The sequence below is a fragment of the Burkholderia sp. AU15512 genome (assembly GCF_002223325.1).
Taxonomy (GTDB): domain Bacteria; phylum Pseudomonadota; class Gammaproteobacteria; order Burkholderiales; family Burkholderiaceae; genus Burkholderia.
Window position 1 is genome coordinate 231569 of record NZ_NKEX01000006.1, and the last position, 15478, is coordinate 247046.

The 15478-nt window shown below is 60.4% G+C and carries 15 protein-coding genes; all 15 read left to right on the forward strand.

Annotated features, from left to right (window positions below; genetic code table 11):
• The first annotated feature begins 41 nt into the window (after positions 1-41).
• The 15 genes from CFB43_RS20370 (at position 42) to CFB43_RS20440 (ending at position 15472) form a co-directional block, all read left to right on the forward strand.
• On the forward strand, positions 42-866 hold the full coding sequence (locus CFB43_RS20370; RefSeq protein WP_089496322.1) for an OmpW/AlkL family protein: 825 nt from the start codon (positions 42-44) through the stop codon (positions 864-866).
• A 121-nt stretch (positions 867-987) separates the two neighbouring features.
• Positions 988-1491: an activator protein gene (locus CFB43_RS20375; RefSeq protein ID WP_089496323.1), complete on the forward strand. Its 504-nt coding sequence runs from the start codon at positions 988-990 to the stop codon at positions 1489-1491.
• Positions 1492-1673: 182 nt separating this feature from the next.
• On the forward strand, positions 1674-2177 hold the full coding sequence (locus CFB43_RS20380; RefSeq protein ID WP_089496324.1) for an activator protein: 504 nt from the start codon (positions 1674-1676) through the stop codon (positions 2175-2177).
• Between the two features lie 234 nt (positions 2178-2411).
• Entirely contained in the window at positions 2412-3533 is a 1122-nt protein-coding gene (locus tag CFB43_RS20385; protein WP_089496325.1) for a hypothetical protein, read from the forward strand.
• Between the two features lie 132 nt (positions 3534-3665).
• Entirely contained in the window at positions 3666-6182 is a 2517-nt protein-coding gene (locus tag CFB43_RS20390; protein WP_256990080.1) for a type VI secretion system Vgr family protein, read from the forward strand.
• Positions 6179-8140, forward strand: coding sequence for a T6SS effector phospholipase Tle3 domain-containing protein (locus tag CFB43_RS20395; RefSeq protein ID WP_144023079.1), 1962 nt, complete (start codon positions 6179-6181; stop codon positions 8138-8140). The genes CFB43_RS20390 and CFB43_RS20395 overlap by 4 nt, the downstream gene beginning before the upstream one ends.
• Positions 8137-8865 carry a T6SS immunity protein Tli3 family protein gene (locus CFB43_RS20400; RefSeq protein WP_089496327.1) on the forward strand — a complete coding sequence of 243 codons (729 nt, stop codon included), beginning with the start codon at positions 8137-8139 and terminating at the stop codon, positions 8863-8865. The genes CFB43_RS20395 and CFB43_RS20400 overlap by 4 nt, the downstream gene beginning before the upstream one ends.
• Positions 8866-8870: 5 nt before the next feature.
• Positions 8871-9638: a T6SS immunity protein Tli3 family protein gene (locus CFB43_RS20405; protein WP_256990081.1), complete on the forward strand. Its 768-nt coding sequence runs from the start codon at positions 8871-8873 to the stop codon at positions 9636-9638.
• Positions 9639-9763: 125 nt separating this feature from the next.
• The gene (locus CFB43_RS20410; protein ID WP_256990082.1) at positions 9764-10396 is read left to right on the forward strand and encodes a T6SS immunity protein Tli3 family protein; all 633 of its coding nucleotides are present in this window, start codon (positions 9764-9766) and stop codon (positions 10394-10396) included.
• Positions 10397-10407: 11 nt separating this feature from the next.
• Positions 10408-11169, forward strand: coding sequence for a T6SS immunity protein Tli3 family protein (locus CFB43_RS20415; RefSeq protein WP_256990083.1), 762 nt, complete (start codon positions 10408-10410; stop codon positions 11167-11169).
• A gap of 235 nt (positions 11170-11404) precedes the next feature.
• Positions 11405-11662 (forward strand): PAAR domain-containing protein, encoded by a 258-nt coding sequence (locus tag CFB43_RS20420; protein ID WP_089496328.1) that lies wholly within the window; start codon positions 11405-11407, stop codon positions 11660-11662.
• Positions 11659-13068: a hypothetical protein gene (locus CFB43_RS20425; protein ID WP_089496329.1), complete on the forward strand. Its 1410-nt coding sequence runs from the start codon at positions 11659-11661 to the stop codon at positions 13066-13068. The genes CFB43_RS20420 and CFB43_RS20425 overlap by 4 nt, the downstream gene beginning before the upstream one ends.
• Positions 13065-13556 carry a hypothetical protein gene (locus CFB43_RS20430; protein WP_144023080.1) on the forward strand — a complete coding sequence of 164 codons (492 nt, stop codon included), beginning with the start codon at positions 13065-13067 and terminating at the stop codon, positions 13554-13556. The genes CFB43_RS20425 and CFB43_RS20430 overlap by 4 nt, the downstream gene beginning before the upstream one ends.
• A 282-nt stretch (positions 13557-13838) precedes the next feature.
• A complete protein-coding gene (locus CFB43_RS20435; protein ID WP_089441801.1) occupies positions 13839-14981 on the forward strand; it encodes an MGDG synthase family glycosyltransferase in 1143 nt (380 codons plus the stop codon).
• Positions 14978-15472 (forward strand): hypothetical protein, encoded by a 495-nt coding sequence (locus CFB43_RS20440; RefSeq protein WP_089496331.1) that lies wholly within the window; start codon positions 14978-14980, stop codon positions 15470-15472. The genes CFB43_RS20435 and CFB43_RS20440 overlap by 4 nt, the downstream gene beginning before the upstream one ends.
• The last annotated feature ends 6 nt before the right edge of the window (positions 15473-15478 follow it).

Genomic DNA, 15478 nt, shown 5'->3' on the forward strand with positions numbered 1-15478 from the left:
GCGCGGATGCGCGGCGCCCGGACAGAATGAGGGGAGACTTCATGAAGAAGCTGATAGTCGCGGGTGTCGTCGCAGGCGTGTCGACGCTCGCATCGGCCCAGCAGGCGGGCGACAACGTCGCGACGCTGGGCTGGCTGCACATCATGCCGCAGGATTCGACCAACGGGCTGACGACGAATCTGGCCGGCATGCCGATCAACGGGCCGCTGCGCCTGCCCGGGTCGTTCACGTCGCCGGGCACGAGCCTGACGGTCAATAACGCGGATACCGTCGGCCTCACGCTGACGCACTTCTTCACCGACCACATCGCGGTGACGTCGGTGCTCGGCGTGCCGCCCGAGTTCACGCTGACCGGGCACGGCACGATCCGGCCGCCCGGCCCGGCCGGTGCGCTCGGCAGCGTCAACATGGACAACCCGGCGAACCAGCCGGCGGTGAAGAACGCGCGGCAGTGGAGCCCGACGATCATTCTGCAGTACTACTTCAACTCGTCGACCGCGCGGTTCCGGCCGTTCGTCGGGATCGGCGTGGCCTACAGCTGGTTCAGCAACATCGAGCTGAACGGCAACTTCGCGAAGGACATCAACGAGAACCTCGGCAGCGTGCTTGCGGCCGGTGCCGGCAAGCCGGGACCGACGTCGGTGGAGGGCAAGGCGTCGTCGTCGTTCACGCCGGTCTACAACGTCGGTGCGAGCTATGCGATCGACAAGCACTGGGGGCTCACGGCGACGCTGACCTACATGCCGCTGAAGACCTACTCGTCGCTCGTGATCAAGGCGGCCGACGGCTCGACGCTGGCCACCACGCGCACGCGGCTGAAGGCTGACCCGCTGATCACGTTCGTCGGGATTTCCTACAAGTTCTGAGCCGACCGGTGCGCATGACGCGCGTCGGCGGCTTCCTGCGACCGGCTGGCCAGACCTTTTCGGCCGGGAGGTCGCGTTCCTGGCGGCGTGCCGCCATTTGTGAAGAGAGGGGGCAGTTCAAATGAGCATTCGCAAAATCGTATCGCTTGTTGCTGCAGTGGCTTTCACCGCGGTTTCGGCCGCGCCTGCTTTCGCAGTCACCGTTACGCGGGCCGACGGTCAGCCGATGAACCCGAACGGCGAGCCTTTTTCCGCGACCGGGCTCACGAACCTCAGCAAGGGGCAGATCGCCGCGGCCTGTAACGCGACCTTCAACGGCACGATCACGTCGACCGGCATCGTCAACATCACGTCGACGACGTTCTCGGGCGGTGCGACGTGCGGGCTGATCAACGGCAGCGCGAGCAGCGCGTCGCCGTGGACGGGGCAGGCCGACAGCACGACGCAGTTGACGATCAATAACGTCAAGGTGAACGTCACGCTGCTCGGTACCTGCGGGCCGAGCAAGGTCGTGACGACGTGGAGCGATCCGAACTCGTCGCTGACGTTCAACAACGCCACGCTGACGCCGGATTGCACGGTGGGCGGCACGGTCGCGACGTCGCCGAAGTTCCACGTGCAATAAGCGATCGCGGATCGAAGCGGGTGCCCGCCGCGTGCGAGGGCCGTGCGGCAGGCGCGGCGGGTATTCGCAGCTTCGATGGGTCCGTGCCGTCGCACGATTCGGCGCGTCGGCCGGATTCGTTCCGCAGAGCGGCCGTGTTTCTCGTGCAAGGCCGCCATATATCAAGAGAGAGGGCCATCCAGATGAAAATTCGTCAAATCGCATCGCTCGTTGCTGCAGCGGTGTTCACTGCGGTCTCGGCTGCGCCTGCTTTTGCGGTGACCGTTTCGCGCGTGGACGGCCAACCGATGAATCCGAACGGCGAGCCGTTCTCCGCGACGGGGCTGACCACGCTCAGCAAAAAGTCGATCGTCTCGAACTGCTCCGTGACGTTCAACGGGACGATTACGCCGGCGGGTATCGTCAATATCACGTCGGTGCAGTACAGCGGGGGGAACTGGTGTCCGGCGACCAGCAGTACCGCGAGCAGCGCGTCGCCGTGGACGGGGCAGGTGGACAGCGCGACACAGCTTTCGATCGACAACGCGCAGGTGGACTTCAAGCTGCTTGGCGCTTGCGGGCCGAGCAAGCTCGTGGCGGCATGGAACGATTCGAATGCATCGTTGACGTTCAACAATGCCGTTTGGACACCCGACTGCGTGTGGTCCGGCACGTTGATGGCATCGCCGAAGCTCCACGTGCAGTAAGCGTCGCTGAGTGAAGCCGGGCGCCTCTGGTGCACGAGGGCCGCGCGATAGGCATGGCCGACGCCTCATTCCCCGATGCAATCGTGTCGTCGCGCGTATCGGTGCGACGGCCGGCTGACCGCCCGTGTCGCGATCCGATCCGGGTGGACAGGCAGGGCTGGCGCGGCGTGCCGCGCTGCCCGATTCGATTGAAACAACCAAATTCAAATTGGCCAGAACACTCCCGGAAGACCCATGCTTACCGATCCAGCAAAGTATGGAGATGCCCGCGGCGCGACGCCTGACCGGCTGCGCACGGCCGCGTGGCTGCAGTACCTGATCGAACGACTCGACGCCGCCGCTTGTGCAGTGGAGGCGAGTGACGTCGACAACACGACCGTCATCTCGTCACACGTGATACGCATGCGGGTGGGCGCGAACTTGTCCCGAGAAGCGACCGCGATTCTTGGTCGGCTCGCGCCGTGGATCGCGTCGGACGGTGGCGCCTGCGCATGCGATCTGACGGACCCGCGCGGCGCGTGCTCGCATGTACCTTCGATGCAGCAACTCGCCGAAGCCGAACGTAGCTGCCCGGGCTCGCGCGCCGTGTTCGACACTGCGTACGGTGTGATCGATGCGTGCGCATTCGACGATCCCGATGTCGGCTGGGCTGCGCTCGAGCGGATTGCCGGTGGTGTCGAATGCAACGGGGGCGATGACGGCGAATGCGCCGAACATGAAAAGGGCGCGCACGGCGACACGCCGGCCGCGAAGAACCTGAGAGAAAGGCTGGCCGTTGCCGCGGCGGCGAATGGAGAAACGTCGGCCATGCCGGGCGCCGTCATCGACGCGATCGTGCTGCGCGTGTGCGGGCCGCGCGACGATGCATCGCGCATCGACGAGATGGCGGCGCTCGTGACGTTCTCGGCCGCGCTTGCTGCCGGCGACGGGACTTCTGTTGCCGCGTATGGCGGTCAGCACAACCTCGTTGCGCGGGCGATCCGCACGCATCGTGCCGATCTCGCGTCGGTGGACGGGCTGCTCGCGGCGTTATCCGTGTGCAGGCTCGATCGACTCGTCGGCGCGGGCAGTTTCTGGGCCTACTACCTGCTGGCGGGCATCGTGATTGCAGCGCCGGATGCCGTTCGGGAAGTCGGTCGGCGCTTTCATGGTGATGAATGGCAGGCGTGGCTCGATCACGTGCTCGCGTGGCCGGCGGTCAGTCGATTCGGGCCGAAGGAGGACGTCGCGTTCGAAGGCCTGCAAGGTGCGATGAGCCTGACGTCGCGATGGAATCCGATCGTTCGCGGCAAGCGGATGCGGAAGCGGGGTGTTGTGACGGCGCAGTTTGGTAGGGGTGAAACGAAGCCCGAGTGACGCGCAAATTGGTGTCAGACGGTCAGGTATTCGTTTAATTGAATTTTCGAACTCGTTCTATTTGATTTTTCAGTTTTGCAGATTAAGGTCTTGTCGGGATCAATTCGATAATGTTTGACCAGGAGAAAATCCTTGGCCCCGAGCAATGTCCTTGTCGATGCCGATGCGCGCGCCGGTATCGAAATTCACCAGTTCTATCGTCTCGATATGCCTCAGGCGAAGCGTGCCGCGCTCGCGGATATCTTCGCGTTCGAGGGTACGTCCGGCATGGGCGAGCCGACGAAATTCACGATCCAGTTTACGCATCCCGAACACGATCTGTCTCGGATCGAATTCCTGAACAGGCCGTGCACGTTCGCGATCCAGCCTCCTCCTCGCGACCGCTGGAGTCGACCGGAGCCAGCCCGGCGCGTCCATGGCATCGTGACGGGCTTTGCACATCTGAATAGCAATCGGGATCAATCCACCTACGAGATAGTGCTGGAGTCGCGTCTTGCACTGTTGCGCGGCTCGCGCCGTTGCCGCTTCTTTCTGGACATGAGCGAGCCTGAGATCATCAGGCAGATTCTGAAGGAGCACGAGTTCAACCAGATATTCGCGAGTGTCGAAATCTCGCTGTATCGGGAATACCGGAAGCATGCGTTCGTGATGCAGTGGGGGGAAGACGACCTGACGTTCATTACACGGCTTTGTCGGCGCACGGGAATCTGGTTCGTTTGTGATGCGGGCGAGAAACACGAGCACGTGAGATTCGGCGACGATTTCACGCATTACCGTCGGGACGACGCACTGGTGGTTCCATACCGCGAGCATAGCGGCTTGATGACCGACGGGCGCGAATCGGTCCATTCGCTCGAAATGCATGCGACGACGGTGCCGAAGCGCCACACCGTGCGCAGCTATCACACCGAACGGCAGCCGGCTCAGCCGATTGAGGCTTCGCACGACATTCGGGAGGATCGGACTGCGTACGGCGAGGACTATGTATGGGGCGCGCCTTACTTGACCGAGGACGAAGCAAAGCGGGAGGCGCTGTTGCGGCACGAAGCCGCGCTGGCGGAGCAGGTCAAGTATCGCGGCGCCTGCGACATGCTGGACCTTGTGCCGGGGGCCGTGCTGAAGTTGACGAATCGCACACTGCCGGATGCGAAGCATGGGTTGCTCGCGGTGCGTGTGACATGCCGGGCATCGCGCAAGACGGGGTATCAGGTCGAGTTCGATGCGACTCCTTCCGATCGGCTCTACCGGCTTCCGCTCAAGGAAGAGGCGTGGCCACGTATCGAAGGCGTCATCACCGGAACCGTGGCTTCGTCCGGTGGCTGGAAAAATCCTTATCTCGACGCCCAGGGACGCTACATCGTCCATATTCACGCCGATAAGGACAAGCGCACGCCAGGGCTCGAAAGTTGCCCGATGCGTCTGGCAAAGCCGTTCGCGGGAGCGGGGCAAGCCGGTTTTCATTTCGGTCTGGTCGAGGGCACGATCGTGACGGTCGGGTTCCTGTGGGGAAACCCAGATCTGCCGTACATCAGTCAGGTGCTGCATACGGCGGAGGATACCGATCCGATCGTCGGCGGCTATCCATGGGGGACGCGCAATACGATCCGGACCCGGTCGAACAACACGCTGCAAATGGAAGACCGGGAAGGCAAGGAGCATATCAAGCTCGCAACCGAGCGCGGCAAGACGCAGTTGAATTTAGGCCACGCAGTCGATCGAGACAACCAGAATCGGGGCGAAGGATTCGAGCTTCGTACGGACATGCGTGGTCATGTGCGCGCAGGTGGCGGCGTACTCGTATCGGCCGACATGCAGGAGCGGGCGCGTGGCGAACAGACGGACATGCGGCCCGTGGCAAACCAGTTTCAGTTCACGCAGGCACAGGTCGGCGGGCTGGCTGAGGCCGCCGCGGTGGCGAAGGCGGAAATCGCGGACCTGAGGGCCGAAAACGCATGGTTGAAAGATGAGCTGACGGGATTGAAGAAGGCGGTCATCGCTTTGTCGGCGCCGGACGGCATCGGCATGGCGACACCGGATCGCGTGATGGTGTCGGCGGGCAAGGATGTGAGTGTGGCGACGGCGGCCAGGTTCAGCGTGAGCGCGATCGGGAATGTCGCGATCGCGGCCGGGGAAGTACTGTCGTTGTTTGCTCACAAGATGGGAGCGAAGCTCCATGCGGCGCGGGGGAAGGTGCAGATTCAGGCGCAATCGGACGCGATGGAACTGGTCGCTCAGAAGGACATGCGAATCACGAGCGCCGATGGCGCCGCGACCGTGAATGCCGCCAATGGCGTCGTCCTGAGTGGAGGTGGGTCGGCTTACGTCAAGGTGCAGGGAGACAATGTGGAGATTGGCGGAGCCGGTTGCCTGATCCTGAAGATCATCGAGATTCAGAAGGAGGGGCCGGGTGCGCTGTCGCTACCGCTGCCTAAATTCGGTCAGGTCAGCGTTCCAAACGACGAACGCTTCATTCTGACGGATCACATCACCGGCCGGCCGGTGGCGAACCGGGCATACAGGATCCGGCTTGCGGATGGGCAGATCGTCGAGGGCGTGACCGACGAGAAAGGCGAGACTTCGCTGAGCCGGCAGGATGTCGCGCAAGGTCTCAAGCTGCTGTTGAAGAAAAGCGAGGGGCTTGATACATGACCGATCAGGACAATTCGTTGGCCGATGGCGGGGTGGCCCACGATGCCGCTGCTCCGGAGGCGTTTCGGCTTCATGCCGCCACGCGGGTCGTGCCGATGCAGCGCGATCATCTTGGGCAACCTTTTTGGGAGTCCTATCACACGCCGACCAGCTTCGAGGTGCGTGCGGAGTGCCGGATTCCGCCGCACATGCCGGGAGTAATCATTTTCGTGCATGGCGTCAATTCGACGGGGGAGTGGTATGACGCGGCGGAAGAAGCACTGTGTGAAGGACTCAACTATCGTCTGAACCGGAGAGATCTGGCGCCAAATACATATAGCACGAGAGAAGGTGATCGGATCGTCCCTCGACACATCGACAAAAATAGTAGGGGTAACTCACCAATAATTCGCTTCTTCTGGGGTTACAGTGCAGCCTCGGGAAAAGAGCGTTCATGGCGTGTGCCGTTACAGAACCGGGGCGAAGCCGATTTTTGGGCCCGTCACTGTACGGGTGAAAACGGTTCGTGGTTAGGAGGCGATGTGTCGTCCGGGCCGTGGTTCTGGGGCGGCGGTCCGTTTCAGAACGGTACCAACAACCTCCAGCAATTGTGGAGCAAAACCGGCTTCAACCGCCACGTGTTCGGTTTTGATATGGAGAGGCTGAATACGGAAGCGGATCGTCAGCTTCAGGACGCGCCACCGCGCAACTACTATGCGCACGCGGCACAACGACTGGCGAAACTGATCGATACGATCAGAAACAAATGCCCGCGCGATACCGTGACGGTCATGTCGCACAGCCAGGGCACCATGATCGCGATGGCAGCCACTGCCCTATGCACGACACGTGCACCCGATGCGCTGTTCGTGATGAACTCGCCATACGCACTCGACGACAAGATCACCGATGCCCTTGCATGCGGCCCCGATCGTCCGACCGAGGCGGCACGCGTCAATACGTTCCGGAATGTTGCGTTGCGAATCAAGCAGGACAAACGTGTCATGACCGAATCACAGATGCAGCAGCTTCAATGTGGTGCATCCGAAGACATGGACTTCTGGCGGCCTGACAACAAGCGTCGGTCCGGCACACACGAGCGCGACAATCATGGCCGACTGTACGTGTACTTCACGCCGCATGATCGGGTGATGGGCGCCGCACCGCTGAAAAGCATCGGCTGGCAGGGTGTAGATGACGAACTGCTCAAGGAGCTTGGAGATACCGTCAAGCAGCGTATGCTGGCGCGCGGCACACCGGTTGGCGATGAGCCGGGCGTAAAGAAGTTCGGCACGCTGCCGCCAACGCCCGAAGATAAGCTGGTTCCTGGTGCAAAGCCGACCGACTTCTGGAACGGCAACCGGAACATCATTCCCCCTCTCTTGACGCTTTGGGCGGTTCCGCATCCCGACAAGACGGTCACGATCAATGCCGAGCGGGTGCCGCAGCCGGTCACGGCTGAGGAGATGAGGATCTTTGAAGAGTCTCGTGAAGAAGCTCCTCAGATGGGAGAGTGGAAAGTGGATCCGAATGACCCTGACACCGGTAGCTATGCCGACAAGGACTACCGCTTCAATCGATCACTCTATGAACCCAAGCTGAACGTGTCGACGGAGGATATTTACACGTCCAGGCGCGGGACCCGGCTTGAAAGCCAGGACGAAATGCTCGAGCGCCTCGACACTTACAGGGCCGAGCCAACGAACCACAGCACGCTGCCTCAGCATCAGGCATTTATGGCACGCGTCGCGGCCTACGATCTTCCCGTCGGATTCTGTGACTCTTATGAAATGCCATCCTTCTGGACGTCCTTGATGAAACTGGCTGACTGGACGCAGGGTACGGATCCGTACCTCGAGAGCGGTATGCCTGAAGCCGTCGTCAAGCCCGCCCTCATTGATTGGGACACGGTGGCCGAGGAGCAAAGCAGGACGGACGGTGAGCGTCTCGCTCGGCAGCAGTATGGGGGATCGGCATGAAGTCTCTCGCGGTTGTACTAACGCTGGTCGTATTGACATCGGGCTGCGCAACGCAGCAGCCACAGCGCTCGGCCTTCAGGCTGAGCGACTTCAGGAGTTCGACGCTCAAGGAATTGCCATACGATTCACCGCCGCAGACGATCTACCGGATCGACGATCACCGGTTTGTCACACTTGAACGCTACCGGGACTGCAATCACGGAGAAAGCTACTACAACGATACACGTACGGGTATTCGAAAGTACCTGGGCCGAGGTCGCTTCGAGAATTTTCAAGGCCGCATCATCAATGCGGATCCAACCGGGATGAACATCGTCCTGCCGCTGGCGTACCCGCCGCGAGCATTTTGCGGAAATGGCGAGAAAGGTTGCGTGGTGCCTTTCTTGTACTCAACCGACGGTGGGCGAACATTTCTTGTCGAGGATTACGCGGATCATAGCTTTATACCGTTCGATGATTCAAAAAACTATACGTTCGCCGTGACAAAAACAAAGCTATATGTTGCAGAAAAGTCTGCCGGAAGTGACGCATATGTCGTGGAATATCCGATGATCGCCGGAATTAATTTGAGTCGTCCATACCCTCCTGGTGCTACGGGGGGCAGCTTTGCTGCGTCGAAACACCCTCAGTTTCTACGAGGCATTTCGACACCATCCGGACAAGATCGAATCACGTGCGATTCATCGCTAAAGCCAACGAATCCCGATGCACCGTTGGTGCAATAAGAAGAATGGATAAGAAGATAGTTGCGATGATATGCCGAGTGACGGTGGTTGTCTCGATTGTGCTGATGCAGGGCTGCGCAACGCAGCAGCCACAGCGCTCGGCCTTCAGGCTGAGCGACTTCAGGAGTTCGACGCTCAAGGAATTGCCATACGATTCACCGCCGCAGACGATCTACCGGATCGACGATCACCGGTTTGTCACACTTGAACGCTACCGGGACTGCAATCACGGAGAAAGCTACTACAACGATACACGTACAGGTATTCGAAAGTACCTAGGCCGAGGTCGCTTCGAGAATTTTCAAGGCCGCATCATCAATGCAGATCCGACGGGGATGAACATAGTCTTGCCGCTGGCGTACCCGCCGCGAGCATTTTGCGGAAATGGCGAGAAAGGTTGCGTGGTGCCTTTCTTGTACTCAACCGACGGTGGGCGAACATTTCTTGTCGAGGATTACGCAGATCATAGCTTTAGACCGTTCGATGACTCGAAGAAATACACGTTCGCGGCTACCAAGGACAAGTTGTTCGTCGCCGTAAAGTATCAATATCGGAGGGATCTGCCGGACTACGACCTGCAAGTAAAACAGTATCCGCTCATCCCGGGTATCAACGTTGGTGGACCCTATCCACCTGGTTTTCATGCGGATAGCGCATGGCAATCCAGGAAGAAATTGATGCCAGATGGTCTTCGTACGCCATCCGGCCAAGATCGAATCATTTGCGATTCATCGCTCAAACCGACGAACCCCGACGCACCGTTGATGCAATAAGACGATTGGATATGAAGACAGCCGCGAAGCCAGTCAAGATGAGAAATAGAGTGGCAGTGCTTGCTCTGCTGCAGGGTTGTACGGTCCAACCGCCGGCGCGACCCGTCTTTGGATTGGGCGATTTCATGAGTTCGAAGCTGGAGACGCTGCCATACGACTCACCGCCGCAGGTGATCTATCGAATCGATGATCACCGGTTTGTGACGCTGGAGCGCTATCGGGACTGCAATCATGGAGAAAGCTATTACAACGATACGCGTGCAGGGATCCGAAAATATCTGGGTCGAGGTCTTTTCGAGAATTTTCAGGGCCGCATTATCAACGCAGACCCAACCGGTATGAATATTGTCCTACCGTTGGCGTATCCACCGCATCTGATCTGTGGAAATGGTGAAAAGGGCTGCGTGGTTCCCTTCTGGTATTCAACTGATGGTGGAAGAACATTTCTCACTAAAAGTTACGCGGATCACAATTTCAATCCATTTGATGATTCCATGAGTTATACGTTTGCTGCAACGAAGTCAAGGCTCTATATTGCTGAGAAAACTGCGGGAAATGATGAGTATGTATTGGAATATCCAATGGTGCCTAGTGTCAGTTTGAATCGCCCATACCCGCCTGGTGTTACGGGGGGCAGCTTTGCTGCCTCGAAACACCCTCAGTTTCTACGAGGCATTTCGACACCATCCGGCCAAGATCGAATCACGTGCGATTCATCGCTCAAACCAACGAATCCCGATGCACCGTTGATGCAATAAGACGATTGGATATGAAGACAGCCGCGAAGCCAGTCAAGATGAGAAATAGAGTGGCAGTGATTGCAGTGCTTGCTCTGCTGCAGGGTTGTGCGGTCCAACCGCCGGCGCGACCCGTCTTTGGATTGGGCGATTTCATGAGTTCGAAGCTGGAGACGCTGCCATACGACTCACCGCCGCAGGTGATCTATCGGATCGATGATCACCGGTTTGTGACGCTGGAGCGCTATCGGGACTGCAATCATGGGGAAAGCTACTACAACGATACGCGTGCAGGGATCCGAAAATATCTGGGTCGAGGTCTTTTCGAGAATTTTCAGGGACGCATTATCAACGCAGACCCAACCGGTATGAATATTGTCCTACCGTTGGCGTATCCACCGCATCTGATCTGCGGAAATGGTGAAAAGGGCTGCGTGGTTCCCTTCTGGTACTCGACAGATGGAGGAGTGACATTTCAGGCGAGGTCTTACGCGACGAATAGCTTTGAGTCGTTCGAAAATTCCAAGAGATACACATTCGCGGTCGTGGGTGGAAGACTCTTTGTAGCCAAGAGCGACTACGCAGACGAGTCTGAAGCATATGTGCGCGAGTATCCAATGGTTTATGGAATCGATCTCAGCAAGCCTTATCCACCCGGAATCAGAGGATCCAGTTTTGCGGCATCCAAGCGCCCGAACTACCTTCAGGGAGCCTCGACACCCTCCGGCCAAGATCGAATCACGTGCGATTCATCGCTCAAACCCACAAATCCTGACGCGTCTCTGACACCGTGAGGCGTATGACTACCTTTACTCGGAGAAGGAAACTAAATGAGAAATAGAGGACTGCAGATCTTGTATTCGATGATTTTCTTGACGTTGATGACGGGATGTGCTGTTCCACTTGGCTTCTACTCTTGACCGCTGCGCGAGAGCCGCAGGCCGTCAATCGCCACCGGAAATTCTGGTCTCGCCGTGGAGCGCCTGCAACCGCATCCAAGCGTGCATTTACCCAACGGATCCACTACCGATGAAAATCCCCGTTCGCCTCGGCGACTCCACCACACACGGAGGCGTCGTCAAAACCGCTTCCTCGACCTTCATCCTCGACGGCAGCAAGATTGCCCTGCATCACGACATCGTGTCGTGCCCCGAGCACGGCGACAACCGCATCGTTGAATCAGGCGAAGGCTATAACGAAGGCGGCCGAGGGTGGGCGCTCAACCGTTGCCGTACAGCCTGTGGCAGCGAAGTCATCGCCAGCGGTACCGGGATGAGACTCTTATGAAAATGAAATGGACTGTTTCCGATGTCGCCGAATACCAGTACGGCAAGCCGCCGTCGATCTGGTGGTACGTGATCGCGTTCGTCGTCATCCAGGTTGCGGGCATCGTCATAACAGTCCTCAACTGGGAGCAGGGTAAGTCGATGATCTCCGGCGCGTTCTTCGGGCGCGCCGTGTTGATTCCGCTGCTCTTCTGGGGTGGCATCAGCGCGTGGATCTATAGCCGTTACGAGGACTGGGTCGCACGGGTCGACTGGTGGAACCATCTGTGCCGGCTACACCATGCCCGACGGCGAGAATGGGCGCGTGCCCACGTGGCGGTACTGGGCAGCGTGGTGCTGACACCCGAACCCGATCTGGCGGAACGTCTGCTCGGGCTCGAAGGGAGGGCACCGAAGAATCCGGGCAAGGTCATGGCCTTGCCCGAGCTGGTTGTTTCGGCGGGCATATCGCGCATGGCGCAGGTGATCGAGCAGTTGATCAAGCCGCTCACCGCGCACATTTCGAACCTCGCGGATACCTGCGTCTTCGATGTGATCCTGCATTCCGATGATCCGCAACATGCGGCCGAACTTCAGGCAGTGTGGCGGAAACTGGGTTTGTCCGATCTCGCCGATCTCCGATGGGCGCCGTTCGACGGAAAGGTCGATCAGCCGGAGCAGTGGTTCGATCCGGGCCTGGGGTCGAGTGTCCGGTTGGTACTCGGTTGCCAGTTGCACATCGAGGGAAAGGAGCCGTCCTGCTCGGAGATAGCCGCTGCGATGCTGCTTGCTCCTCCTAAGGTCGTCGCGGCGTTCAAGGGGAAACTCAAGCCGCAGGCTCGCCTGTTTCGCCCGATTTCGACACCATCCGACTCCGTCGCGGACGCGCTGGAAAGACTGCTGTCGGCCGAACAGACAGCCCGTGCACGCATCCGGCACGGCTGGTCGAGCGGGTTGTCGCGACAGAGCCGCCACGCGACAAGCGGGGCGATCAAGGACGCGGGTCTCAACCTGGCCGAACACGACCTGGACGGTGCGATCGGTGAACCCGGGCCGGTGAGTGCATGGCTACTTCAGGCGCTCGCGGCGCAAATGGTCGAACACGGGCAGGGTGCTCAACTGGTCGCGTCGCCACAAGGCCAGGACGTGAGGCTGAATCTGGTCGGGACCCGGAGTACGCCTGTTTCGCGCGTTGGCGAGGCAAGCGTTCGTGTCCTCGATGTGTCCGTTTTCATCGGCCTGACCTGTGGCCTGGCCATGTCCCTGTTCCTGTTCGATGCGGCGGGTGCCTCCGACGCCTGGTTCCTGGGGGCCAGTGTGGTGTATGGACTGAGCGCTTTGCTGACGATCGTCGGGTGCTGGGTACGGCGCCGTGTGGTAGAAGACGACTTTGACGACAGGTTGCGATTTTCGACGGAGCAGGCGTGAGCAGGCGCCGATCACGCAACGACGATGCAGGCCCAGCATACAACGGCAACGCTCGACGCCGACCCATGCTCAGGCCGTATCTGCTGCTCGTCTCCTGCTGGAGCGGAATCGTGGCATGCGCGCTCTATACGACCGTCGTCGGATGGCTTGCCGCATTGGATCTCGGCAGTTCCGTCCCGCTTCAATGGGCGCTCATGCTGTGGGGCGCCACGTTCGGCTGGATCGTCGCGGAAGCTTTCTACGAGTGGCAGCTTCATCTTGCCGCGCGGCTCTATTGCGAAGACATCGCCGACGGCGTGTGCCCCGATCGCGGGATGCAAATGACGTCTGCGAACGCCTGGAAATGGTATCGGCGGCAAGGCTCGCCGTGGTGGATCAGTTCGAAGCGCGCGCGGCCTGACACGCATCCGGTCGACGCGATCGCGCGTCTGGAGGGCCGCGACCCGCCTCCCCGCAACGCGCAGCGGGACAAGGGCGATCTCCGCTGACGGAGGATTGCCGGCAAAGATCGTGTCGGCTTCGCATGTGTTTCGTGGAGATTCCTTTGCCATCCCGAATCGTTCGATCGGCGTCTGCACCGGTATGCGGATAGGCCAGACTGACGACCATCGAAACACGGACGACCGAGCGGGACCGCACGCCGGAATCCGGACGAAGTATGATCCGGAAGCGGTCGGCAACGGCGATCCACGTCATCCGATGTCGCTGAACCTCGCGATCGCTTACACAGACTCCGCATCCGTATCAAACCTTTCGAAACGGTCAGTCAGATGTCAAAGCAAAACAAGAAGATCCTCCTCCTGAGCGTCAGCGCCGGCGCCGGCCATACCCGGGCGGCCGAAGCGATCCGCGCGTTCGCCGACCACCACCCCGCCGGTATCGAAGCCACTCACCTCGACGTGATGGATTTCGTGTCCACCGGTTTCCGCAAGCTGTACACCGATCTCTACATCAAGCTCGTCAGCAGCCAGCCGGCGCTGTGGGGCTACCTGTACCAGAAGACCGACGAAGTCGATCCCGCCGCGCCGTCGCAGAAGATCCGGCGCGCGATCGAGCGGCTCAATTGCCGGGCACTGCTCGCGGAGATCGAACGGCAGCGCCCGGACGCGATCATCTGCACGCACTTCCTGCCCGCCGAACTGCTGTCGCGCGAGATCCGCAAGGGGCGCGTCGATACGCCGGTGTGGGTGCAGGTCACCGATTTCGACCTGCACAGCATGTGGGTCGTGCCGAACATGCGCGGCTATTTCGCGGCCAACGACGAGATCGCGTGGCGCATGCATGCGCGCGGCATGGCGCCCGACACGGTGCACGTCAGCGGTATCCCGATCATGCCGGCATTCGGCCAGCCGCTCGATCGCGCGGCCTGCGCGGCCGAATTTGGCCTCGATCCCGCGCGCCGCACCTTTCTGATGATGTCCGGCGGCGCGGGTCTCGGCGGCCTCGACGTGCTGGCCGCGCGCCTGCTCGAGATGGAGGCCGACTTCCAGTTGATCGCACTGGCCGGCAAGAACAAGGCGATGCTGGCGTCGTTGCAGGAACTGGCCGCGCAGCATCCGGGCCGGCTGTTTCCGCAGGGCTTCACGCAGCAGGTCGAGCGCCTGATGGCCTGTGCCGATCTCGTGATCACGAAGCCGGGCGGCCTGACGACGTCCGAATGTCTGGCGATGCAGTTGCCGATGATCGTCAACTCGCCGATTCCGGGCCAGGAAGAGCGCAATGCGGATTTCCTGCTCGAACAGGGTGTCGCGCTGAAGGCGATCGACGACGATGCGCTCGTCTACCGGATCCGCGCGTTGCTGCAGACGCCCGAGCGTCTCGCCGACATGCGCCGCCGTCTCGCGCCGCTCGGGCGGCCGCTCGCCGGCCGCTTCGTGCTCGATCGCGTGCTGGGCCTGGAGCCGGCCGCATGAGCGTGGCGCGTTTTGTGCCGACGCGCCATACGGTGTTCGTCGTTGCGTGGGTCGTGCTGCTCGCGTACTTCTTCGCGAACGTCGAGATCCAGATCGAAGGCAGCGCGGGCTGGGCCGCCAACCTGCCGACGTGGCGCATCGAGCATCACTGGCTACTCGACCTCTTCTGGGGCGGGCGGCCGATGACCGGCTATCACGCGTGGGTGTTCCCGTTCGTCGCGCTGTTCTTTCATCTGCCGGCCGTGTTCAACGGACGGTGGTCGTGGCGCATCGAAGCGCGGATCATCGCGTGCATCATGGTGTTCTGGCTGACCGAGGATTTCCTGTGGTTCGTGCTGAATCCGGCGTATGGCCTGGCCCGCTTCAATCCGGCGAACGTGCCGTGGCATATCCACTGGCTGGGCGTGGCCCCGACCGACTACTGGACGATGAGCGCCGCCGCGATCGTGCTGTTCATTTTTTCCCGCGAGCGCAAGCGCGCCTTTTACTGATCTCCG